The organism is Neobacillus sp. Soil_C_43 (assembly GCF_057656715.1).
This window is the reverse complement of record NZ_JBDGJV010000003.1, coordinates 103,800-126,352: the sequence shown is the minus strand read 5'-3', so window position 1 is coordinate 126,352 and position 22,553 is coordinate 103,800. Positions and strand designations below refer to the sequence as shown.

General features: G+C 43.1%; 21 protein-coding genes. 19 read left to right on the top strand and 2 right to left on the bottom strand.

Going from position 1 to position 22,553, the window contains the following annotated elements; genetic code table 11:
- The first annotated feature begins 4 nt into the window (after positions 1-4).
- From AC3A54_RS06930 to AC3A54_RS06840, 19 genes are all read left to right on the top strand, one after another.
- Positions 5-1,189: a thiolase family protein gene (locus AC3A54_RS06930; RefSeq protein ID WP_487653909.1), complete on the top strand. Its 1,185-nt coding sequence runs from the start codon at positions 5-7 to the stop codon at positions 1,187-1,189.
- A gap of 51 nt (positions 1,190-1,240) precedes the next feature.
- Positions 1,241-1,585, top strand: a complete 345-nt coding sequence (locus tag AC3A54_RS06925; protein ID WP_487653908.1) for a PaaI family thioesterase — start codon at positions 1,241-1,243, stop codon at positions 1,583-1,585.
- Positions 1,586-1,603: 18 nt separating this feature from the next.
- Positions 1,604-2,008, top strand: a complete 405-nt coding sequence (locus tag AC3A54_RS06920; protein WP_487653907.1) for a PaaI family thioesterase — start codon at positions 1,604-1,606, stop codon at positions 2,006-2,008.
- Between the two features lie 203 nt (positions 2,009-2,211).
- Complete coding sequence (locus AC3A54_RS06915; RefSeq protein ID WP_487653906.1) at positions 2,212-2,985, top strand: SDR family oxidoreductase; 774 nt, start codon at positions 2,212-2,214, stop codon at positions 2,983-2,985.
- 34 nt (positions 2,986-3,019) lie between these two features.
- The gene (locus tag AC3A54_RS06910; protein WP_487653905.1) at positions 3,020-4,189 is read left to right on the top strand and encodes a thiolase family protein; all 1,170 of its coding nucleotides are present in this window, start codon (positions 3,020-3,022) and stop codon (positions 4,187-4,189) included.
- Positions 4,190-4,262: 73 nt separating this feature from the next.
- A complete protein-coding gene (locus tag AC3A54_RS06905) occupies positions 4,263-4,850 on the top strand; it encodes a TetR/AcrR family transcriptional regulator (RefSeq protein ID WP_487653904.1) in 588 nt (195 codons plus the stop codon).
- Positions 4,851-4,877: 27 nt separating this feature from the next.
- Positions 4,878-6,554: a long-chain fatty acid--CoA ligase gene (locus tag AC3A54_RS06900; protein ID WP_487653903.1), complete on the top strand. Its 1,677-nt coding sequence runs from the start codon at positions 4,878-4,880 to the stop codon at positions 6,552-6,554.
- A gap of 94 nt (positions 6,555-6,648) precedes the next feature.
- Positions 6,649-7,512 carry a branched-chain amino acid ABC transporter permease gene (locus AC3A54_RS06895; protein WP_487653902.1) on the top strand — a complete coding sequence of 288 codons (864 nt, stop codon included), beginning with the start codon at positions 6,649-6,651 and terminating at the stop codon, positions 7,510-7,512.
- On the top strand, positions 7,512-8,543 hold the full coding sequence (locus AC3A54_RS06890) for a branched-chain amino acid ABC transporter permease (RefSeq protein WP_487653901.1): 1,032 nt from the start codon (positions 7,512-7,514) through the stop codon (positions 8,541-8,543). The genes AC3A54_RS06895 and AC3A54_RS06890 overlap by 1 nt, the downstream gene beginning before the upstream one ends.
- Positions 8,544-8,545: 2 nt before the next feature.
- Complete coding sequence (locus tag AC3A54_RS06885; protein ID WP_487653900.1) at positions 8,546-9,313, top strand: ABC transporter ATP-binding protein; 768 nt, start codon at positions 8,546-8,548, stop codon at positions 9,311-9,313.
- Entirely contained in the window at positions 9,306-10,013 is a 708-nt protein-coding gene (locus AC3A54_RS06880; protein ID WP_487653899.1) for an ABC transporter ATP-binding protein, read from the top strand. Before AC3A54_RS06885 ends, AC3A54_RS06880 begins: the two co-directional genes overlap by 8 nt.
- An 89-nt stretch (positions 10,014-10,102) precedes the next feature.
- A complete protein-coding gene (locus AC3A54_RS06875) occupies positions 10,103-11,317 on the top strand; it encodes an ABC transporter substrate-binding protein (RefSeq protein ID WP_487653898.1) in 1,215 nt (404 codons plus the stop codon).
- A 491-nt stretch (positions 11,318-11,808) separates the two neighbouring features.
- The gene (locus AC3A54_RS06870) at positions 11,809-12,762 is read left to right on the top strand and encodes an MBL fold metallo-hydrolase (protein WP_487653897.1); all 954 of its coding nucleotides are present in this window, start codon (positions 11,809-11,811) and stop codon (positions 12,760-12,762) included.
- Positions 12,759-14,279 carry a class I adenylate-forming enzyme family protein gene (locus AC3A54_RS06865; protein ID WP_487653896.1) on the top strand — a complete coding sequence of 507 codons (1,521 nt, stop codon included), beginning with the start codon at positions 12,759-12,761 and terminating at the stop codon, positions 14,277-14,279. The genes AC3A54_RS06870 and AC3A54_RS06865 overlap by 4 nt, the downstream gene beginning before the upstream one ends.
- Positions 14,280-14,303: 24 nt before the next feature.
- Entirely contained in the window at positions 14,304-15,197 is an 894-nt protein-coding gene (locus AC3A54_RS06860) for a R2-like ligand-binding oxidase (protein WP_487653895.1), read from the top strand.
- Between the two features lie 135 nt (positions 15,198-15,332).
- A complete protein-coding gene (locus tag AC3A54_RS06855; protein WP_487653894.1) occupies positions 15,333-16,856 on the top strand; it encodes an aldehyde dehydrogenase family protein in 1,524 nt (507 codons plus the stop codon).
- 19 nt (positions 16,857-16,875) lie between these two features.
- The gene (locus AC3A54_RS06850; RefSeq protein ID WP_487653893.1) at positions 16,876-18,087 is read left to right on the top strand and encodes an iron-containing alcohol dehydrogenase; all 1,212 of its coding nucleotides are present in this window, start codon (positions 16,876-16,878) and stop codon (positions 18,085-18,087) included.
- A gap of 477 nt (positions 18,088-18,564) precedes the next feature.
- Positions 18,565-19,776 (top strand): acyl-CoA dehydrogenase family protein, encoded by a 1,212-nt coding sequence (locus AC3A54_RS06845; RefSeq protein ID WP_487654002.1) that lies wholly within the window; start codon positions 18,565-18,567, stop codon positions 19,774-19,776.
- 156 nt (positions 19,777-19,932) lie between these two features.
- A complete protein-coding gene (locus AC3A54_RS06840) occupies positions 19,933-20,787 on the top strand; it encodes a GNAT family N-acetyltransferase (RefSeq protein ID WP_487653892.1) in 855 nt (284 codons plus the stop codon).
- Between the two features lie 44 nt (positions 20,788-20,831).
- Here the strand turns inward: AC3A54_RS06840 and AC3A54_RS06835 are convergent, their stop codons facing one another.
- Both AC3A54_RS06835 and motA read right to left on the bottom strand, forming a co-directional pair.
- On the bottom strand, positions 20,832-21,593 hold the full coding sequence (locus tag AC3A54_RS06835) for a flagellar motor protein MotB (RefSeq protein ID WP_487653891.1): 762 nt from the start codon (positions 21,591-21,593) through the stop codon (positions 20,832-20,834).
- Positions 21,577-22,380 (bottom strand): flagellar motor stator protein MotA, encoded by an 804-nt coding sequence (gene motA / locus AC3A54_RS06830; protein ID WP_308084193.1) that lies wholly within the window; start codon positions 22,378-22,380, stop codon positions 21,577-21,579. Before motA ends, AC3A54_RS06835 begins: the two co-directional genes overlap by 17 nt.
- Positions 22,381-22,553: the final 173 nt, after the last annotated feature.

Sequence of the window (22,553 nt, the reverse complement as noted above, 5' to 3'; positions counted from 1 at the left end):
ATTCATGAATGATATTGTGATTCTTAGTGCCGTGCGCACACCAGTCGGCAGGTATGGCGGTGCATTAAAAAGTATGAATTCAGGGACTCTTGCTTCCATTGTTATTAAAGAGGCGGTGAAAAGAGCAGGAATTATACCTGATCAGGTCGATGAAGTCATCTTAGGTGAAGTGCGTCAATCTACTGAATCCTCCAATGTGGCTAGAGTGGCGGCATTACGAGCAGGGGTCCCTGAAACTGCACCGGCTTTTACCATTAACCGCTTATGTGCATCAGGGCTACAGGCTATTGCATCAGGTGCCCAGCAAATCTCTAGCGGGCAAGCGGAAATCGTTGTGGCCGGTGGAACAGAAAGCATGAGCAATGCCCCTCTTTATCTCAGAAACTCTCGATTTGGCGGTGATAACGCAAAACTAATCGATTCCAATACGGAAGCAGGACAGCAGCCCCAGGAAATTTATGGAGGACAGCTTGGGATGGGGATCACAGCTGAAAATGTCGCTGAGAGATTTTCGATTTCACGGGAGGATCAGGATGCTTTTGCATTTGAGAGTCAATTACGGGCTGCTGCAGCTATAAAAAATAACCGATTTGAGGATGAAATCGTCTCCGTTGAGGTGAAAGGAAAAAAGAGTTCAATTACGTTTTCGGTGGATGAACATCCAAGACCGGAAACCACGATTGAAACATTAAGAAAGCTTAAATCTGTTTTTAAAGAAAATGGCACAGTCACGGCTGGTAATGCCTGTGGACGCAATGATGGGGCAGCTGTCTTAGTGTTAACGTCTCGTAGTCATGCAGAAGGATTGGGATTGAAACCGATGGCAAGAATCGTTGATTGGTCAGTGGTCGGAGTCTCACCAGAGGTTATGGGAATTGGTCCGGTCCCAGCTGTGAAAAAGCTGTTGGAGCGAACAGGGTTTACACTTGCTGATATTGATTTATTTGAGTTAAATGAAGCCTTCGCCTCCCAGGCATTAGCTGTGATTCGTGAATTAAATCTTGATCAAGATAAGGTAAATGTGAACGGTGGTGCGATTGCTCTTGGACATCCGCTTGGGGCCACGGGTGCAAAAATCATCACTACTTTAATTAACGAACTAACCCGACAACAGAAAAAAAGAGGTATTGCTACTTTATGTGTTGGCGGAGGACAGGGAATGGCCATGATGGTAGAGATTACTACTTAAAGGAGAAAGACGAATGAAAATGCCCGAACTACATCAACATTTTTCGACTATATGGGTTTTAGTGGTGAATGGTCGGATACGTTTCAGTTAGAAATCGGCATGCAGCCGCATTTGCTTCAGGATGACGGAACGGTTCATCCTGGGGTCTTCTCCACTATGCTTGATATTATAATGGGAGCAAACATCTCTGTAGAGACCCAGTCATTCGCCGCGACCATTAATCTAAATCTATCATTCTTTGATCTTTTACCAAAAGAAAAATATCGTGCAGAAACAACAATATTGAACCAAGACGGAAAATATGTCACGGCTGAAGGGACCATTTACGATCAAAATCATTCTCTAATTGCGAAAGGGATAGGGACATTTAAAACAAGTCCAATTATACAAGGATAGTAAGTAGGTGGGGATAAATTGTCGGTCTTGAATACGGAGCTTCATAAATATATAGAGAATAATCCGTTCAATAACCATATCGGTTTTGAACTAGTAACTGAAAAGAAAGATGAAATCCTTCTTAAGCTTTCACTGAAAAGAGAGCTTCTAAATACTAATAAAACTGTTCACGGAGGAGTACACGCCTCCATGCTGGATACCGTGAATTCCATCGTTCTTCGGTCTATTTATCAATCCCCGGTAGCAGCTATGAATTTGGATGTACATTATTTTTCACCAGCTAATTCTGGTCATCTCTTTGCTAAAGCTAAAATCCTTCAAAAGGGCTATAAACTGGCTACTATAGAAGCGGAAATAGTTGATGATCATCAACAATTGATAGCAAAAGGAACAGGCATCTATCGGATTATTAGAAGAGCATAGTGTCCGGAAGACTTTTCTACTATACTAATGAGGAATTTGTCGAATGACTGGATGTTGAATATTCTAAAAATTTCTAATATTATAAGATTAATAACATACCAACTAGTTAGTATGTTTGCGTTGATATAAACCAGGCTTTTTGGATGAATGAACTTTATGAAAAGAAGATACCAATTGAGTTGATAGAAATAGGAGGAAATAGAATGCACGTAAAAGATCTTTTTGATCTCAAAGGAAAAGTAGCCATTGTTACAGGTGGTGGCCGAGGATTAGGACAGCAAATTGCCGAAGGATTTGCGGAAGCAGGGGCAAATGTAGTGGTTTGTTCTAGAAGACTGGAGGCTTGTGAAGAAGTGAGTGAAGGGCTGAAAAATCTTGGGGTTGAGAGCTTTGCTTTACAATGTGATGTTACAAACCCTGAAGATGTCAAACATGTCGTTGAGAAGACGGTTGAAAAATTCGGTAGGATTGATATTCTCGTCAACAATAGTGGCGCATCATGGGGAGCACCTGTCGAAGAAATGCCACTTGAGGCTTGGTATAAGGTAATGAATGTGAATGTTACGGGCACCTTCTTAATGTCTCAGGCTGCTGGTAAAGTAATGCTTGAGCAGAAAGCAGGAAAAATTATCAATATCGCTTCGGTCGCGGGTTTAAAAGGCAGTAACCCTAAATATATGAATGCGATTGGTTATAACGCTAGTAAAGGAGCCGTTATTACATTTACCAAGGATTTGGCTGTGAAATGGGGACCACAGGGAATCTATGTGAATGCGATTGCTCCAGGCTTTTTCCCAACAAAAATGTCCAAAGGGTTACTAGACCAAGGTGGAGGAGCGATTCTCGAAGGCACACCATTAAGAAAATTCGGCTCGGATACAGACCTTAAAGGTGTGGCGTTATTTTTAGCATCTCCTGCCTCTGATTTTGTAACAGGTGACATTATTGTAGTTGATGGCGGAGCACATGCCATGTAAATGACATAATCCAAAAACTAGGGGGATTTCCACAATGAAAAGAGATGCAGTGATTGTTTCAGCCGTACGTACGGCGATTGGTAGGCAAGGGGGTGCACTTGCAGGTGTTCCAGCCCATGTCTTAGGTGCAGAGGTCATTAAAGAAGCAGTAAAACGAGCAAAGATTCAGCCTGAAATGATTGACGATGTGATTTTCGGCAATGTGCTTTCAGGTGGAGGAAATATTGCTAGATTAACAGCTTTACAGACAGGGTTATCGCTAGATTTACCTGGGTTAACGGTGGATCGGCAGTGCGGATCGGGAATTAACGCGATTAATCTAGCGGCGCAGGCGATTCGGGCCGGTGACGGAGATGTGTATATTGCCGGTGGGACGGAAAGCATGAGCCGGGCTCCTTACTTGATGGATCGTCCAGAAAAACCGTACAGTCCTATGCCGCCGAGCTTCCGGAAGTCTCAACTGTCTCCAAAGGAAATTGGCGATCCGCCAATGGGGATTACGGCTGAAAATCTCGTAGAAAAATACCAAATTTCACGGGAGGAACAGGATCAATTTGCCCTCCAAAGTCAACAGAGGATGGCAGTTGCAATGGAGGAAGGACGGTTTGATGAACAAATTGTTCCAATCTCTATTCCTGTAAAAAAGGGTGAACCTGTTGTATTTAAAACAGATGAGCACCCAAGACCACAAACAAGCTATGAGGCATTGGCAAAGCTCCAGCCTGCTTTTCTTAAGGGTGGAACGGTTACTGCAGGAAGCAGTTCAGGATTAAATGATGCCGCATCGGCCCTTGTCATTATGTCGAGAGAAAAGGCAGAAGAATTAAATCTCACTCCGCTTGCGGTTGTTCGTCACTATGCTGTCGCAGGTGTTGATCCAAATATTATGGGTATTGGACCAGTTCCTGCCGTAAGGAAGGTAATGGAGAAGTCCGGACTATCCATCGAAGATATGGATTTAATTGAAATTAATGAAGCGTTTGCCTCACAGGTGCTCGCTTGTAACCGCGAGCTTGGTATGGATCTTGAAAAGGTAAATGTGAATGGTGGAGCCATTGCCCATGGACATCCACTAGGTGCTACAGGTGCCATTCTCGTCACAAAGGCAGTCTATGAACTAAAACGGTCAGAGGGACGATACGCCCTCATTACCGCCTGTATCGGCGGAGGCCAGGGAATCGCCACCATTATTGAACGCGAATAATCCCGCGGTGAGGTTGATTCAATCGTAAGGGAGTCAACCTCACAACAGGGTTATTGCCGAAAGGAAATATCCAATGAAGCGAAAATTAATGGAGACTGGAATCCAGTTGTTTGATCAAAATGGATTTAAATCCACGTCTGTGCAGGATATTGTTCAATCGCTGGGTGTGACGAAGGGAACCTTTTACTATTATTTTAGCAGTAAGGAAGAACTGCTAAAGGATATCCACTTAACCTATATCGAGGAACTGGTAAAAAAACAGGAAGTAATTCTCAATAATGCTTACTCTGATTGTATAAAAAAACTATATGAGATTGTTTTTATGCTAATCAGCAGTATCAAGACGGAACGGCCGAGCGCCCGCATTTTTTCAAGGGAAATGCGGCATTTAAGTAAAAAATATATTGAGGAAATCAAAGAAAAACGAACGCTGTTTCGGAAAAATACACAAAGACTAATTGAAGATGGTATCCATCAGGGCAGATTTAAATCGGGTCTTCGCGCTGATATCCTAACGATGGGAATTCTGGGAATAACGAATTGGAGTTTTTATTGGTTTAACCCAACCGGGGAAGTCCCGGAGGAGAAAGTCGTGGAGATTTATGTGGATATGATCTTAAATGGAATTACTGAAAATGGCAGCGTTTACAACGAAACCTAATATTCTATTTAATCAGGAGGATATGCAATGCTTACTCTTCATTACGAATACTGGCCAAAAATCTCTAAATCATTGAAAGTTCCTGCAACCTCTCTTTATGACAACCTACGAGTGAGTGCTGCCCGTTATCCGGACCAGGCTGCCATTTTTTATTACGGAAACAAGCTATCCTATCAACAGCTGGATGAGGAAGTGAATGCGCTAGCAGGATACCTACAACATAAGCTCGGGGTAAAAACGGGTGAAAAAGTATTGCTCTTCATGCAAAATTCACCGCAATTTGTGATTGGTTATTATGCGATTTTAAGAGCAAATGCCGTGGTTGTTCCGATCAATCCGATGTTAGTTGCTGACGAATTGGAATTTTACGTGCGTGACTGTGAAATCAAGACAGCTCTTGCAGGTCAAGAATTATATGACCGAGTCCGTCCATTATTAGGTACGACTACACTAGAAAACTTGCTGCTTGGAGCCTATTCAGATTATGCAGGAACCGGGTTTGAAGAGATGCTACCAAAAGAGGTGGAAGCTCCAAGTGTCCCATTTTCTGAGGCTGGTCACTATCTTTGGAAAGATGCTATTCAAGCTAAGATAGCTCCATCTGAACATACAGCAAAGGGAGATGACCTCGCAGTCCTGCCATATACATCGGGAACAACGGGTCTGCCAAAAGGTTGTATGCACACAAATCGGACGGTAAACGCGAATACTGTAGGCGCATATCATTGGTCAAATACCACACCGAACGCCGTGCATTTAATGTCCCTTCCGCTGTTTCATGTAACAGGGATGGTGCACAGTATGCATATGCCAATCTACAGCGGAAGTACAATGGTCATTCTGACAAGATGGAATCGAGATGCGGCAGTCGAAATGATTAAAAGCCTTCAATGTACCCATTGGGTAACGATTGCCACCATGATTGTCGATTTCTTAGCCAATCCAAAGCTGAAAGCAGAGGATATCTCCTCGTTAACCTCTATTTCTGGTGGAGGTGCTGCCCTTCCTGAGGCGGTGGGAGAAAAGCTATTTAAGTTATCGGGTTTACGGTTTGTCGAGGGCTACGGCTTATCTGAGACGATTGCTCAAACACATTTCAATCCTGCAGAGCGTCCAAAGATGCAATGTCTTGGAATTCCCTCTTTTGATGTCGATGCCAAAATTATCGAGCCAGCGACAGGAAAAGAACTGGGTGTTGGGGAAGTAGGGGAAATTATCGTCAATGGCCCGCAGGTAATGGTTGGTTACTATAACCGCGACGATGAAAATAGAAGTGCTTTTATTGAAATAGACGGGAAATCATTTTTTAGAACCGGTGATATCGGCCGCTATGATGAGGAAGGCTATTTCTTCATTGTTGATCGTGTGAAACGGATGATTAACGCATCTGGATATAAGGTATGGCCAACAGAAGTTGAATCATATCTGTATAAACACCCAGCCATTCAGCAGGCTTGTGTGGTGGGCGTCCCTGATCCAAGAAGAGGGGAGACGGTGAAGGCATTCGTTATATTAAACGAAGGCTTTGAAGGAAAAGTGAGCGAAGAGGAAATTATTGAGTGGTCCAAACAGCATATGGCTGCCTATAAGTATCCAAGATTCATTGAATTCCGCAAGCAATTCCCGATGACCTCAAGTGGTAAAATCTTATGGCGTACTCTTCAGGAAGAGGAAAAAGAGAAGGTAACAAATAAGGTACAGTAATTTTGGTTCAAAAGGGAGCATTCCGAACGGAACGCTCCCGTATAGAAATTAGTTTATAGGTATTGCAATTTCAAAAAAGTATAAGGGGGAAGCTATGGAGATTCTTATTCAGCAGTTGTTTAATGGCTTAACCATTGGAAGCGTTTACGCCCTTGTTGCCTTAGGATTAACGCTCGTTTATGGTATCCTGCACATTCCAAATTTTGCGCATGGAGCATTATACATGATGGGTGGATACATAACCTTAACGATGATGACCAAGTTTGGGCTTCATTATTGGGTCGCTATTTTCATTTCAATTCTAGTTGTGGGTCTTCTTGGTGTCATGATGGAACGGTTTGTCTTTCACCCGCTTAGAGAAGCACCGCCCATCCACGACAAAATTGCTGCCATTGGAATTCTCTTATTCTTAGAAGCTTTCGCCCAATTTTATTGGGGGGCAGAATATCAAAGTATGCCAACACCGTACGGGCAGGTTGTTCAACTATTTGGATTGACGTTTACGATGCAGCGAATCCTGATTGTTGTTGCCGCCATTGTTGTCATGATTCTACTCTATCTTTTCTTGAAAAAAACCTTCACAGGGGCAACCATCATTGCTATGTCACAAAATCGGGAAGGCGCCAATCTGGTTGGTATTAACACAAACAAGGTGGCCATGTTAACCTTTATGATTTCTGGCGGGCTTGCTGCTATTGCATCCTCACTATCTGCACCTATTAATCTAGTGTTTCCAGGTATGGGACAGCTAGTTATTCTTAAAGCCTTTGTTATCATTATCCTCGGTGGTATGGGAAGTATACCGGGAGCCATTGTCGGTGGATATATTTTAGGCTTTAGTGAAAGCTTAGGAGCAACCTACATTTCTAACGACTACAAAGACATCATCGCATTCGTCCTTCTTGTCATCATCTTAACTGTTAAACCAACTGGATTGTTTTCTAAGGGGGGACATTAATGGGAAAGGTATTGAATCAAAGAAATGTGATCATTGTTTTAATCCTATTTGCTGTAGGGTTCCCTTTAGTATCTAATAACAATTACTTTATCCACATCATGACACTTTCTTTTATTTGGATGATTGGTGTCTACGGATTGAATTTACTAGCAGGTTATACGGGTTATCTTTCGCTGGCCCATGCTGGCTTCTTTGGGATAGGAGCTTATTCCTTAGGGATCTTAACCGTAAAAGCAGGGATGAATTTCTGGGCGGCTTTCTTTTTATCCCTGATAATTACTAGTGTACTAGGTTTCCTTGTTGGTTTAATCGCCTTACGGACGAAAGAACACTTCTTTGCGATTTATACTCTGTGCCTGGGCTATATTATCTATCTCGTTATTGATAAATGGGACAGCTTAACAGAAGGTGTCCGCGGGTTAATTGGAATTCCTGCACCTGCAGGATTGGGTCCTATTACCTTTGAAACAGAGATTTCACACTATTATTTAGTGTTGTTCTTCTTACTTCTCGTGGTTCTTGTCATGTACCGAATTATTCACTCCCTATCAGGTCGGACCTATATTGCGATTCGAAACAGTGAAGATTTAGCACAAACCATTGGGATATCCACCATGAAAAATAAACTAACAGTCTTTGTATTGTCTACGGTCTTTGCTGGATTATCCGGAGCTCTATATGCATCATTTGTGCGTTTTATTGGTCCAGATATTGGCTCAATCACCATCACCTTTGACCTATTAACCTATTTGCTTGTAGGCGGAATTGGTACGCTAAGCGGTCCTCTGGTTGGCACCTTGCTTATTGTTTGGTTGTCACAGCAACTCCAGGATTTTCAGCAGTACCGGATGCTTATTTTCGGCCCCGTCTTAACCCTACTGGTCATTTTCTATCCACGTGGAATTGTGGGAGCGGTCTCAAGTGGGATGGCTAAACGGAGAGCGAAAAAGGAACAGCTGCAGCTTACTAATACAGCCCGTGCAAGCGGTAAGCCATTCATCGACCGTGAAAAGCAAGTAGAGGAGGTATAGGGATGCAATTTTTGGAGACGAAAAATCTAACAAAGAAATTTGGCGGCCTTGTTGCCGTGAATCAAGTAGATTTTACGATTGAACAAGGAAAAATTAATGCAATTATTGGTCCAAATGGAGCCGGGAAGTCGACCTTTTTCAACTTAATCAGCGGCTTTCATCAACCAAGCTCAGGACAGGTGATTTTTAAAGGAAAGGATATTACCACGTTACCTTCCAATAAAATCGCAGAGCTAGGAGTGGCACGAACCTTCCAAACAACGAACTTGTTCGAACAATCCACCGTGCTTGACAATGTCATCGTTGGACATCGCTTGCGGACAAAGTCCAATTTACTGGATGCCATTTTTCGTACACCACGCTTAAGAAATGAAGAGAAGCAATGCCGCGAAAAAGCAATGGAAGTGTTGGAATTCGTTGACTTAAAACAAGCAGCCAATAAGCTCGTTGGCAGCTTAACGCAGGAAGAAAAAAAGCGAACGGCATTTGCCCTGGCATTAGCAACGGATCCTGAGATTGTTTTTCTAGATGAACCAGCAGCCGGTGTAAACCCGGATGAAACAGAAGGGCTGGCAGATTTGATGAAGAAGATGGTAAGTAAAGGAATCACCGTTTGCTTAATCGAGCACAAAATGTCGATGATTATGAGAATCGCCGATAAAATTATGGTTCTGAATTATGGGGAAAAGATCGCCGAAGGTAGACCGGAAGAAATCCGTAATAATGAAACGGTAATCAAAGCGTACTTGGGAGGGAGCGCCATTGCTTAGTTTACAAAATGTCTCTGTCAAATACGGTAGTTTTACAGCCATTAAAAACGTGAACATTGAGGTTAATGAAGGCGAAATCGTCGTCCTATTGGGGTCAAATGGCGCCGGAAAAAGTACGACCTTTCGAACCATTAGCGGTCTAAGTAAGCCTGCCACGGGAGAAATCCTTTTCGAAGGTAAAAGATTGAATCGAACGTCGGCTGACCAAATTGTAAAATTAGGGATTGGTCAATGCCCAGAAGGCAGAAAACTTTTCCCTGCCATGTCCGTCCAGGAAAATCTTAGAATGGGTGCCTATGTACATCGTGGAAAAAAGGAAGAATACAAGCATTCTCTTGAGCATGTATACGAGCTGTTTCCGATTCTGAGGGAAAAAAAGAACGATGCTGCAGGCTCTCTAAGCGGTGGACAGCAACAAATGCTCGCCATTGGCAGAGCATTAATGTCAAAACCGAAGCTGATGCTGCTTGATGAACCCTCTATTGGTCTTGCGCCGTTGATTGTGGAGCAAATGTTTGAGGTTATTCAAAAAATTAACCAAGAGGGGACTACCATCCTGTTAGCAGAACAAAATGCGAATGCTGCTTTAAAAATTGCAGATAAAGGCTATGTATTTGAAAATGGCTCCATCGTCCTTCAAGGCACTTCAGAAGAATTATTTGCGAATGATGAAGTGAGAAAAGCGTATATTGGCGCTTAAATGTTGCTTCATAGCGTTTAAGGGGGTGAGGAAGGGCTTATTACCACTGTCAAAATCTGAATATTTTTAAAATATAAGGGGGAAAACCAATGAAAAGATTAAAATCTCTTTTAATGCTGAGTTTGATCTTCGTAGTAATTTTCAGTTTGGCAGCATGTAACAGCACATCCAATGAATCAGCAAACACGAAACCGGCTTCAGGAGGCGGCGGTGACAGTAAATCTGAAGAAACAGGCACAGTTAATATTGGTTATACTGGCCCATTAAGCGGCCCGGCTGCCTTTTATGGTGAGCGTACTTTAAATGGTGTGAAGATGGCGGCAGAAGAGATTAATGGAGCCGGTGGATTTGAAGTAGGCGGAAAGAAATTCAAGCTGAATATCGTTTCGTTGGATGACAAATACCTTCCGAATGAAGCTGGAGCTAACGCCAAAAGGCTGATTCAGGAAAACAAAACGCCAATCATTTTCACTCCGCACAGCGGTGGTGTCTTTGCCCTGCAAGTATTCAACCAACAAGATAAATTCCTCATTGGTGCTTACACAAGTGAACCGAAAGTGTCCGAGGTGGGCAATAACCTGACCGTTCGTATTCCTCCTCGATATGATGGATACTTAAAGCCGTTTACAGACTATGAAATGAAAAAATTCGGGAAGAAAATTGCTTTTCTTCCAACTGCCTCACAATACGGTAAAGATTGGTCTGAAAAGCTGAAAGCACATTGGGAAAAAGAAGGTGGTAAGGTGGTTTACAACTCTGCCATCGACTTTGCGAAAGAAACAGATTTCTTTACGACAGTTACAAATGCGTTAAAGGAAAAGCCTGATGTATTGTTTATCGGTGGTGCATCTGAACCGACTGCAAAAGTAGCGAAGCAAGCACGTGAGCTAGGCTTTAAGGGTGGCTTTATCGTAATGGACCAAGCAAAATTTGATGAAATGAAAAAGGTAACTGGTTCTTATGATTTGTTAAATGGTTCAATCGGAGTTATGCCTCTTATTGAATCAAAAAGCCCGGCTATTCCTGATTTTGCGAAGAAATATCAAGAAAAGTATGGAGAGACTCCTGGATCAGAAGCAGGTCTTAATTACATTGCGATGTACATCTTTGTAGAGGCAATGAAAGCAGCAGGCTCTGTTGACGATGCAGAAAAAATCCAGGCCAAAATGCAGGATGGCGTAAGCAATATTCCTGATAATGTGAAAATCTATGAGTTTACGAAATTTACTGGCGGCGGATTCGATGGTGAATTAGAGGTTGCAGCGGTAGAGGACGGAAAAATCGTACCAATCAAGATTAAATAATAGGTAACTATGTAACTCTCCCCCTTGTATCACATCCGACCACCACTTGGTGTTTAGTTTACAAGGGGGATTTTAATAGTTTTATGACATAATCTTTGTTTACTAGAAATATAGTCTATTGGTCAACCCTCCTTTGGACGTGATTGGTCCTACACGACTAAAATCATTTGACAAACGAAAAAAAGGTCTCCTATCAGGATTTTAGGCGACCGAAACAACTGAAAAAACGAAAGAAAGGTCTCCTATAAGTGTTCTATGCGACCGAACCAGCTGAAAAAACGAAAGAAAGGTCTCCTATAAGGCCTCTACGCGACCGAAACAACTGAAAAAACGAAAGAAAGGTCTCCTATGAGGGTTCTAAGCGACCGAAACAACTGAAAAGACGAAAGAAAGGTCTCCTATGAGGGGTTCTACGCGACCGAAACTTCTTGAAGTTCAAAAGATTTGGCGCATTCAAAGCCTCTTATCGTTCAGAAGGGAGGAGCCATCACATGTTTAAAATTATTCCTCTAGAGCTACAAACACACTTTGCCGAAGGAACGGTCAATGCCTTCTTGATCATTGGGGAAACCGTTACCTTAGTGGACACCGGAAACCCTGGCAGAGAGTCCTATCAACAGTTAAAGAAACAACTACATAATCATGGCATTCAATTAACAGATATTGACCATATTGTCCTCACCCACATTCATATAGACCATGCTGGTGCCATTCCATATCTTCAAGAAGAAGTCGATATTCCAATTTTTGTACATGAACAGGCGGCCGGGTCCATCAACTCTGATATTCACGAATATGAAAGAGTTCAGCAATTTTTTGACCAATTTGTAACAAGCTGTGGTGCCGACCCGAAAAAGCATATTATTAAGCGTCCATTTCATGAGGAAATTTGGCGGAATGTTACTTTTTTAAAAGAAGGAGACCAGGTTCCTCTAGGTGGAAAGAAGTTTGAGGTGGTGCATGTTCCAGGACACAGTCAGTGTGATCTGTTGCTGTGGAACCGTAAGACGGGGGTAACATTCGCTGGCGATCATTTATTAAAGGCTTTTTCCGTGAATGCCTTTATTGAACCGCCAAATCCGGGGGAGCTTAGTCGACCGCAACCATTATTACAGTATAGGGATTCGATGGAAAAAGTCAGTCGGCTGCCTCTTGGAACGGTATATCCTGGACATGGGGAGGTATTTACTGATCACGTATTATTAATCAAAACAAGATTGAGTGAACAGGAAAAACGCTGTGAACAAATTTTATCCATTCTTGATAGTAGCGAAAAAAATATTTTTGAGATTTGCAGCGTGATGTATCCCCGATTAAACGGTAGAACGGTGTTTTTGGGGCTATCTCAAATCCAGGGGCATTTAGATTTGCTTGAGCAAAGACAGCAGGTCAGTTACGAAAAACAAGGTTCTATAGTGGTGTACCGAAAGGAGCGGATTGGATGAAGCTTAAGGAGCTGCTTGAAACAAATATAACTAATTTTGGAGAGTACCCATTTTTATTTTTTAAAGAAAAGTCCTACACAAATGTAGAAACGAAACAATTTGCAGACCAATTTGCTCATGGCCTACGGAAACTCGGAATAAATAAGGGCGACCGTGTGATGATTTGCATGCCCAATTGTCCTGAAGTCCTTTTCTCCTATCAAGCGATCACAAGAGCGGGTTCCATCATAGTACCAGTCATGTTTACCCTTCACCCGAAAGAGCTTCACTATATTGTGGAAAAATCTGGTGCCAAAGCAGTGATTACCTCCTCGTATGTGTTAGCTAATGTGGAAAAATCGCTGGAAGGCTTAGCGGCCAAACCAGAGGTAATTGTGGTCGACCAACCTTCGTCGGGTCAGGTGAAAAACTTTTACGAGGTGATGGTTAAGGACAATGATCCACTAGATAAAGGGGTAACAGAAGAAGATACAGCAGTGATTTTATACACCTCGGGAACAACTGGAAATCCAAAAGGAGTTCTCTTGACCCATAAAAACTTATTTTCTAATGCTGAAAATTCGGCGAAGCATAACGAAACAGAACGGGGAACAACACTAGGGGTCCTGCCGCTTGCCCATGTCTATGGCCTAACAGTCTCCAATGTTTGCTACTTAACAGGCAGTTCGATCGTTGTTTTTTCGAGCTTTGATGTAAAAGAAGTGTTTAAAGCCATTGAAACCTATAAGGTTCGGACGTTTTCCGCAGTTCCGGCGATGATTCATGCGATGTTATCCTTTCCCGGGGCGGACCAATATGATACCTCCAGCCTAGAATCGGTCGGTTCAGGTTCTGCGCCGTTACCTGTTGCACTGCTGCATGCGTTTGAACAAAGGTTTGGAGCGAAGGTGTATGAAGGATACGGATTATCTGAAGCCGCACCGGTTGTGACGGCCCATCGTAAAGGGATCGAGATTAAACCTGGCTCAGTCGGCATTCCGATTCCAGGGGTCGAAGTGAAGGTAGTCAATGAGGAGGGCGAGGAGCTACCCACTGGTGAAGTGGGGGAGTTGATTGTCCATGGCGACAATGTCACGCCAGGTTACTATCAAAATCTAGAGGAATCGAACCGTGTATTAAGGGAAGGGTGGTTATATACAGGTGATATGGCTCGAATCGATGATGAGGGCTATGTCTATATTGTTGACCGCAAAAAAGATTTAATTATTCGCGGCGGCTTTAATGTCTATCCACGTGATGTAGAGGAAATCCTTAACGCTCATGAACAGGTGTTTGAGGCTGCTGTTATTGGCGTTCCAGATGAGCGAATGGGCGAAGAAATGGTGGCATGTGTCGTGAAGAAGCCAGCGTCTGAGGTAACTGAAGAAGAACTAATTCGTTACTGTCAGGATCATTTAGCGAAAAATAAAACTCCAAGAAAAATTGTTTTTCTAGAAGCGTTGCCTAGAAATGGTGTGGGAAAAATTTTAAAAACACACTTACGCCAAACTGCGTCCGAAATTGTAATCAAACCGTAAAGGGAAATGAGGAGGAAAAGCATTATGGAAAAAAGAACCATTTTAACGACGAGCTCGAGAGGTCTGCTGGAGGATTCCTTCCCGTATCGACTCTATCAAAAAGCCAAACGTTTAGGCACCTGGAATCCTGCTGATATTGATTTCAGCCAGGATCAACGCGACTGGAAAGCAATGAATGTAGAGCAGCAGCAGGATATTTTACGATTGATCTCTCAGTTTCAAGCGGGTGAGGAAGCGGTTACCCTCGATTTGCTGCCGTTGATAATGGCGATTGCCAAGGAAGGCAGACTGGAAGAAGAAATTTTTTTAACGACCTTCTTATATGAGGAAGCGAAGCACACAGAGTTTTTCCGACTTGTATTGAATGCGATTGGGGAGAAGGGGGATCTCTCCCATTTCCATACCGAGACCTATCAGAAGATATTTTATGAAATTCTCCCGACAGCGATGGAGCGTCTGGTTACAGATCAGTCTCCTGAAGCGATTGCTGAAGCATCTGTTGTGTATAACATGTTTGTTGAGGGCGTATTAGCTGAAACAGGCTATTATTCGTTCTATGCTGCATTGGAAACAGCCGGAATAATGCCTGGATTGCTTGAAGGAATTGGGAACTTGAAGAAGGATGAGTCGAGACATATCGGGTACGGCACGTTCCTTCTGCAACGATTGATTTGTGAGCACCCACATCTTTTTGATTTTGTTGCAGCTAAAATGGGCGAGTTGACGCCACTAGCGATTCGCCTAAACCAGGAAGGCATCGCAGGAAGGGAGGTTAGTTCATTCGGAGGAAATCCTGATGACATCATGAACTTTACACTCAAACAACTATCCGTACGAATGGAAATTTTAGCGAGAGCCAAAGGCAAAAAAATCGAAGAGATTTATAGATATTCAGATAGTGAGTTAGGAGTTTTGTAGGTTTATTGTGCCCGTGATCGGAAATTTGGAGACAAAATGGTCACAAAAAAATTTATTATGCCCTAAACAAGAGCAGTGGCGGCGAAACAGTCACAAAAAATGCAGATGTCGAAGATTAGTAGAGGAGGAGTTACGATGACAGTTAAAGTTGAGGTGCAAACATTTCCCCATTTTATCAATGGGAAATGGGAGCCAGCCAGCAGTCAGGAAACCTTTGATGTGTATAACCCTGCCAACGGAGAGCTAGTGGCAAAGGTAGCAAAAGGAACGAAGGAGGACGTGGATCGTGCGGTCATGGCTGCACGCGAAGCATTTGACCAGGGTGACTGGAAAAACATGAAACCAAAGGATCGCGCTAATGTTCTTTATGCCATTTCCCATCAAATTGTCGAACACGCACAAGAACTAGCTTACCTAGAGGCAATTAGCTCTGGCGGAACGGTACGCCGAATCGGCAACAGTGACATTTTACAAATGGTCGACTTATTCCAAACATTAGCGAAATTCACTTTAGAGTATCCATTTTCGGAAACGCTTCCAGTCCCGCCGTTCCCAGGTCCAGCACATAACTTTATTTGGCGCGAGCCAATCGGCGTATGTGCAGCGATTACACCATGGAATCTCCCAATGGTCATTGCCACCTGGAAGATTGCTCCGGCACTGGCCATGGGGAACACCATCGTCATGAAGCCGGCAAGCTACACACCGTTATCAACTTTGAAATTAGCAGAAATCATCTCCAAGGTCGTGCCTCCAGGTGTCATCAACGTGGTCGCAGGTCCAGGTGCTGAGGTGGGTGAAGCATTAGTCAGCCATCCAAAGGTAGATAAAGTGGCCTTCACCGGTTCAACAGAAGTCGGCAGAAACATTATGGCTCTTGCTGCAGGTACGATTAAAAATACCACGCTCGAGCTCGGTGGAAAGTCGCCCAATATTATCTTAGAGGATGCGGACCTGAACATCGCTCTCCCTGGAAGCCTCTTTGGAGTGTTTTTACACTCAGGTCAGCTTTGTGAATCTGGCACACGTTTATTTGTCCCAGATAAGCTCTATGACCAAGTAGTCGAAGGACTAGTGGCACTCGCTAGCAAATTAAAACTAGGCAATCCACTTGATCCGACAACTGACGTGGGTCCGGTTATTTCGAAAAAGCAGAAGGAATCCATTCTTTCCTATATCGAGTCAGGTAAGCAAGAAGGTGCTACGCTTGTTTGCGGCGGGAAGGAAGTGAAGGTGACTGGCTGTGAGGAAGGTCATTTCATTGAGCCAACCATTTTCGCAAATGTAACCAATGATATGAAAATTGCTCAGGAGGAGATTTTCGGACCTGTTTTATGTGTCATCCGATACTCCGATTTAGATGATGCGATTAAAATGGCGAACGATACTATTTATGGTTTAGCAGCGGGTGTCTGGACACGCGATGTGAATAAGGCCTACGAGGTGGCTAGAAACCTTCAGGCAGGAGTGGTTTGGATCAATGACTGGCATATGCTTCGCAGTGACGCACCATTCGGCGGTTACAAGCAAAGTGGAATCGGCCGCGAAATGGGTCAGCATTCCCTAGATGCCTATACACAGGTAAAACATGTTCATACATCGATGAGTCCGGAGCTTGAGAGACGCAACTGGTACGGAATTCTTTTTGGCCAAAACTAATGAAGAGGTGAAGATAACCATGAAAACAACCTTATCACAGTTCATGTTACGTACGGGAATCTACAGCGGCTCGAATTCACGGGCAATGGTTCCTAGTTTGTTTGCCGGCCTTGGTGCCAAACGAGTGCTGCTATTGAGTGATAGAGGATTAGAACAAGCAGGTGTGGTCGAAAAAGTGGCATCCATTTTTGACTTAACAGGACATGGCAGCGGTCCTCAATTAGTGGGCATGTATTTGGATATCAAACAGGATGCCGAAAGCCGCTGCATAAATGATGCCGTTCGTTATGCACGAGAAATTGGCGCTGATTCCCTGCTTGCTGTTGGTGGCGGCAGTGTGCTTGATACGGTAAAAGGGGTGAAGTATGCGCTCCACAAAGGGCTCGCTGATATTAAGGAAGCGATTCCTGGTGGCTTGCTGTACGAATCTTTTCCAAAGGCAAATTATATCCCGATTCCGCACATCGCGATTCCAACGACAGCGGGTACGGGTTCAGAGGTTTCCCCAATTGCCGTTATTTTTAATGAAGATATTCAAATGAAAACCAATATTATCAATCCATTTATTAGCGCCGATATGGCGATTTTGGACCCTGACTTAACGGTCGGTCTTCCGCCGCTAATTACGGCCTTTACTGGGTTTGATGCTTTAACCCATGCGATTGAAGCGTTGGCCTCACCTACTGCTACGGGCTTAACGGATGCCTATGCCCTTCATGCTATTCGTTTAATTGAAAAAAATCTTCCTGTGGCCGTGTCCGACGGAGGGAACCTAGATGCGCGCATGGATTTATTGCAGGCGAGCTTAATGGGAATCACGGCCTTCAGCTTTGCTTTGAATGCGATTCCAGTTCACAACATGGCTCACGCGTATGGTGCTTTGTTCCGTATTCCACACGGCCTGGCAAATGCTGTCTTTTTACCGGTAGTAATGGAAATGGTACCAGATTTATATTTGCCGAAGGTGGCAGAGCTAGCTCAGGCATTGAATGTGGATGTGGATGGTGATGATACGCCACGAGAGGCATTAGCTAAGGTTGTGGAAAAAATTAGATTGCTTCAGCATAAGGTGGGACTACCTGCTGACTTTAAGCAGTACAACATTAGCGAGGAGGCGCTTCAAACCGCGATTCCAGCTGTCATGAAGGACCCAGCGGCACTAAGCTTCCCAATGCCTGCAGAGTTAATTGCGGCGATTGGGCAGAAGGTTTGTCCGGTTGGGGTGAAGTGAGCGGGTGGGACACCTTTTTGGATGGGGACAGTCCCCCGGCGCGGTAGTGCGGTGAAGTGAATCCTGTGCAAAGGTGCAGTTTCCTGTACCTTTGCTTCTTTCATTATTGGTTATGAGGGTTTGGCTGATAGGGGCCAGGGTTAGCGACAGTAATTGTTGGTTGTGCGACAGTAACGGGTGGTCATGCGCCAGTAAATGGAGACTATACGCCAGTAAATGTGCTATCTGACAGTAATGGGTGGTTATCCGACAGTAAGGGCAGCTTATCCGACAGTAATCAATGACCAAACGACAGTTATTGGAGGTTATCTGACAGATAAGTTGTTCTAGGCTAATTAGACAAGCTTATCCGCTGATTGGATAGGCGTATCTGCTGATTGAGAGAGGTTATCCGCCAATTGGCACCGCTCATCCGCCAATGAACTACAATTTATATAAAGATCACACTTAAAACACGATGGGAGATGGAGCAAAATGATGGATTTTTCCTTTTCAGAGGAGCAAGAAATGTTAAGAAAGACCGTTCGCCAGTTTGTGGACAAGGAGATCATGCCGTATATTCGCGAATGGGATGAAAAACAGCATTTTGAGACAAATATCTTAAAACGACTCGCTGATTTAGGCTTAATGGGGGTTTGTATCCCTGAGCAATATGGCGGTAGCGGTATGGACTACAACTCATTGGCGATTGTCTGCGAGGAATTAGAACGTGGCGATACAGCATTCCGTACAGCCGTATCAGTCCATACCGGTCTAAACAGCATGACACTCCTTCAATGGGGCAATGAGCAACAAAAGCAAAAATATCTTACCGCACAAGCAAAAGGCTTTAAGGTTGGCGCATTCGGTCTAACGGAACCGAATGCCGGGTCAGATGTGGCAGCGATGCAGACAACTGCCACCAAACAAGGTGATTATTACATATTAAACGGATCAAAAACATGGATTTCACTATGTGATGTCGCGGATTACTTTTTGGTATTCGCCTACACCGATAAAAACAAAAAGCACCATGGCATTTCTGCCTTCATCGTAGAACGCGAGTGGGAAGGATTTTCCTCAAAGGCAATCAAAGGAAAGCTTGGCATCCGTGCTGGTAACACTGGCGAGCTCTTTTTCGATAACGTCAAGATTCCAAAAGAAAATCTGGTCGGGGAAGAAGGAGAAGGATTCAAAATTGCCATGTCTGCCCTTGATAATGGCCGTTTCACAGTCGCAGCCGGTGCCTGTGGAACAATCATGGCTAGCCTTGAGGCGAGCTTGAAATATTGCCATGAACGAAGCACCTTTGGTAAAGAGATTGGCAGACACCAACTCGTACAGCAAATGATTGCAAAAATGGAAGCAGGTCTGCAACAGTCAAGATTACTTGTTTTTAGAGCTGGATGGCTGAAAAATCAGGGAAAACGGAACACACGTGAAATGTCCCTAGCTAAATGGCAGGCCTGTGATTATGCCTATGAAGCAGCCAATGATGCAGTTCAGATTCACGGGGCTTACGGTTTTTCCAATGAGTATCCGGTCGAACGATACCTCAGAAATGCCAAAGCCCCAGTGATTTATGAAGGAACACGCGAAATCCATACGGTTATGCAGGCAGAATATGTGCTTGGTTATCGAGAGGATAAACCACTATCCAAGACTCTGCCGGCATGGCCTTTCCAGGAAGTAGAAGAAGTGGTCAAATAAACACGTCACCCAAATCCCATTATGGCTCTTAATGGGATTTTTCGAATAATCAAAAAACAGTTGCAAATGTAAGCGCTTTTTGATTTAATTAAAATAGACTGAATAGTCGATTTTAAACTTGATAATGAAAAGGCAATTTTTCATAGGAGGGGTGTTATGAACTTACAAATTAAGAGATTAACAGATTGTACCATACAAGAGATGATTACCGCTTGGAATAAGGGCTTCGAAGGGTATTTTGTTCAATTGGAAATGACTCCTGAGATGTTCTTCAATCGTCTGGTCAATGAAGGACTTTCGTTACCGCACTCCATCGTTGCCTTTGATGGTGAGGCACCCGTGGGCATTGTCTTAAATGGATTTAGAGTAATCGATGGGAAAAAGACGGCCTGGAATGGCGGTACCGGTATCGCAACGGAATATCGGGGCAAAGGGGTTTCCACGTTACTCATGGAAGAGATTCTAAAAATCTATGAGGAAGAGGGTTGCGAGGTCGCTACCCTTGAAGCGATTAAAGAGAATGAGAGAGCGATCCGTTTGTATGCGAGATTCGGCTATGACGTAACCGATTCGCTTGTCTATTTAGCTGGTACTCTTGAAGGTAAAAATAACTCTCTCGTACAATCCGAGTTTATTCGTCCTGAGCAGCTATCAACCTACTCTTTTTATAAACAAAATGTTCCATGGCAGTGCCAGTGGCAGAGTGTTAAGGCTGGTGAAGCACAAATTTATTTTGACGGAAGCCAGAACCCGGTAGGCTATTCACTTTTTAAACGAGTGTGGAACCAAGAAGGGCAGCTCGAGAAGGTATTTTTATTTCAAGTGGAGTTACTGGGAGAGGTAACGGATGAGAGATTGCAAGCAGTTTTCTCAGCGATAACCGAACAACAAACCCATCCTATCAGCTTTATGACCGTCAATGCCTCACAATCAAATCCAGTCATCCAATACTTGTTGGAGCAGGGGTTCAAGAAAACGACGGAGCAGGTACAGATGGTGAAAACCTTATAAATTCAAAAAGCCAGCTTCCGTGGTAAAAGGAAACTGGCCTTTTTTTAACCTTTGCGCAAGATCACAATATTGACGCGGCGATTTGCCTGTTTGTGTTCTTTCGTATCGTTTGGAAAGAGTGGCTGGTACTCGCCGTATCCAACAAATTGCAAGCGTTCTTTAGCAATGCTTTTTGATTCAAAAAAATGAAGAACGCTGACAGCTCGGGCTGAGGAAAGCTCCCAGTTAGACTGATACTTCGAATTTTTTATCGGAACATTATCTGTATGTCCCTCTATACTAATCGGATTGGTTACAGTTTTGGATAAGCCGACTAATACATCTAGAGTCTTAAATGAGATAGCTTTTAAATCTGCTTTTCCAGGGTCAAAAAGAATAACATCTTTCAAGGAGATTTCTACACCGCGTTTTGTATCTTGAAGAGTGATTACTGCTTGAAGGTTGTTGTCTTCAATATATTTAGTTAATTGTTGCTTCAATTGTTCAAGTTCGATTTCCTCTTTACTTTGTGCTTCTTCAACGACAGGAGCCGTTGCTTGTTCCTGTTGATCAGTCTTTTCGTCTGATTCCCTATCCGAAGGTTTAATGGAGAGTCCAGAATCCTTATTCTCAATTTTGGTTCCAGTTAATTCAGATTTAAAAGCTTCCATAATAGACTCATATTTAGCTTTATCAACCGTACTGGAAGCAAATAAGACAATGAATAATGCCAAAAGTAGAGTTAGAATATCAGCATATGGAATCAACCAGGATTCATCGATATGTTCTTCATGCTCTTCGTCAAAATTTCTACGCTGTTTTCTCATTCGCTACTTCCTCGTTTACCTTCTCAATCTTTTTACGTTCATTTGGCGCAATGTAGACAGTTAGCTTCTTTTCTAATGCGCTTGGAGATAGTCCTTGATAAACAGCAAGCAATCCTTCAATTGTAAGAAGCTTAAATTCCTGCTCGCGTTTTGAAAGACGTTTTAATTTATTTGCAAGGGGATGCCACATAACATAACCGGAGAATATACCAAGCAAGGTTGCAATAAATGCGGCAGAAATGGAATGCCCCAATTTTTCTACATCATTTAAATTTCCAAGTGATGCAATAAGACCTATTACAGCTCCAAGAACTCCTAAGGTTGGAGCATATGTCCCTGCTTGGGTAAAGATAAGAGCTCCTGTTTTGTGTCGTTTGTCAATGGCTGCTACTTCCTCCAATAATACTTCTTCAATGAATTCAATATCATGGCCGTCAATAATCATTTCAAGGCCTTTTTTGAAAAAGGGATCTTTCGTTTCACCAGCAATTTCCTCAAGCGCTAAAAGACCCTCTCTTTTCGCAATTTCAGCACATCTTACTAAGCTGGCAACTTGCTCCGACTTTGATGGTTGTTTTGGTTCTAATAGAGCAATTTTTAGAATGATAGGAAACTTTTTTATCTCGCTGAATGGAAATGCTATTAAAACTGCAGCTGCTGTGCCTCCAAAAATAATGAGATATGCTGCCGGATTGATTAATGCAGATAAGGAGGCCCCTTTTAATACCATACCTACTCCTATCGCTATTAACGCCAATAAAAAACCAATAATACTAGACATCATAATCTCCTTTATTGTAAAAGTTTTGTAATGTAATTGTACGCTAATCGCAAATTTTCGACAATAATGTTTTTTGTTTTATTTTGATTGTATCAAAATGTTTTTGTTAGTTCTTTCAAAAAAAATCTATTTGACGGTTACCTTTTTATCTAGTAATTTTATACTACATATTTGATTAT

Bases quoted from the DNA above. Each gene is read 5' to 3' on its own strand.
- AC3A54_RS06845 (WP_487654002.1), top strand. From the start codon at position 18,565: ATGGATTTTTCCTTTTCAGAGGAGCAAGAAATGTTAAGAAAGACCGTT.
- AC3A54_RS06885 (WP_487653900.1), top strand. From the start codon at position 8,546: ATGCAATTTTTGGAGACGAAAAATCTAACAAAGAAATTTGGCGGCCTT.
- AC3A54_RS06905 (WP_487653904.1), top strand. From the start codon at position 4,263: ATGAAGCGAAAATTAATGGAGACTGGAATCCAGTTGTTTGATCAAAAT.
- AC3A54_RS06910 (WP_487653905.1), top strand. From the start codon at position 3,020: ATGAAAAGAGATGCAGTGATTGTTTCAGCCGTACGTACGGCGATTGGT.
- AC3A54_RS06875 (WP_487653898.1), top strand. From the start codon at position 10,103: ATGAAAAGATTAAAATCTCTTTTAATGCTGAGTTTGATCTTCGTAGTA.
- AC3A54_RS06850 (WP_487653893.1), top strand. From the start codon at position 16,876: ATGAAAACAACCTTATCACAGTTCATGTTACGTACGGGAATCTACAGC.
- AC3A54_RS06835 (WP_487653891.1), bottom strand. From the start codon at position 21,593: ATGAGAAAACAGCGTAGAAATTTTGACGAAGAGCATGAAGAACATATC.
- AC3A54_RS06895 (WP_487653902.1), top strand. From the start codon at position 6,649: ATGGAGATTCTTATTCAGCAGTTGTTTAATGGCTTAACCATTGGAAGC.
- AC3A54_RS06900 (WP_487653903.1), top strand. From the start codon at position 4,878: ATGCTTACTCTTCATTACGAATACTGGCCAAAAATCTCTAAATCATTG.
- AC3A54_RS06890 (WP_487653901.1), top strand. From the start codon at position 7,512: ATGGGAAAGGTATTGAATCAAAGAAATGTGATCATTGTTTTAATCCTA.
- AC3A54_RS06860 (WP_487653895.1), top strand. From the start codon at position 14,304: ATGGAAAAAAGAACCATTTTAACGACGAGCTCGAGAGGTCTGCTGGAG.
- AC3A54_RS06915 (WP_487653906.1), top strand. From the start codon at position 2,212: ATGCACGTAAAAGATCTTTTTGATCTCAAAGGAAAAGTAGCCATTGTT.
- AC3A54_RS06930 (WP_487653909.1), top strand. From the start codon at position 5: ATGAATGATATTGTGATTCTTAGTGCCGTGCGCACACCAGTCGGCAGG.
- AC3A54_RS06925 (WP_487653908.1), top strand. From the start codon at position 1,241: ATGGGTTTTAGTGGTGAATGGTCGGATACGTTTCAGTTAGAAATCGGC.
- AC3A54_RS06865 (WP_487653896.1), top strand. From the start codon at position 12,759: ATGAAGCTTAAGGAGCTGCTTGAAACAAATATAACTAATTTTGGAGAG.
- AC3A54_RS06870 (WP_487653897.1), top strand. From the start codon at position 11,809: ATGTTTAAAATTATTCCTCTAGAGCTACAAACACACTTTGCCGAAGGA.
- AC3A54_RS06840 (WP_487653892.1), top strand. From the start codon at position 19,933: ATGAACTTACAAATTAAGAGATTAACAGATTGTACCATACAAGAGATG.
- AC3A54_RS06855 (WP_487653894.1), top strand. From the start codon at position 15,333: ATGACAGTTAAAGTTGAGGTGCAAACATTTCCCCATTTTATCAATGGG.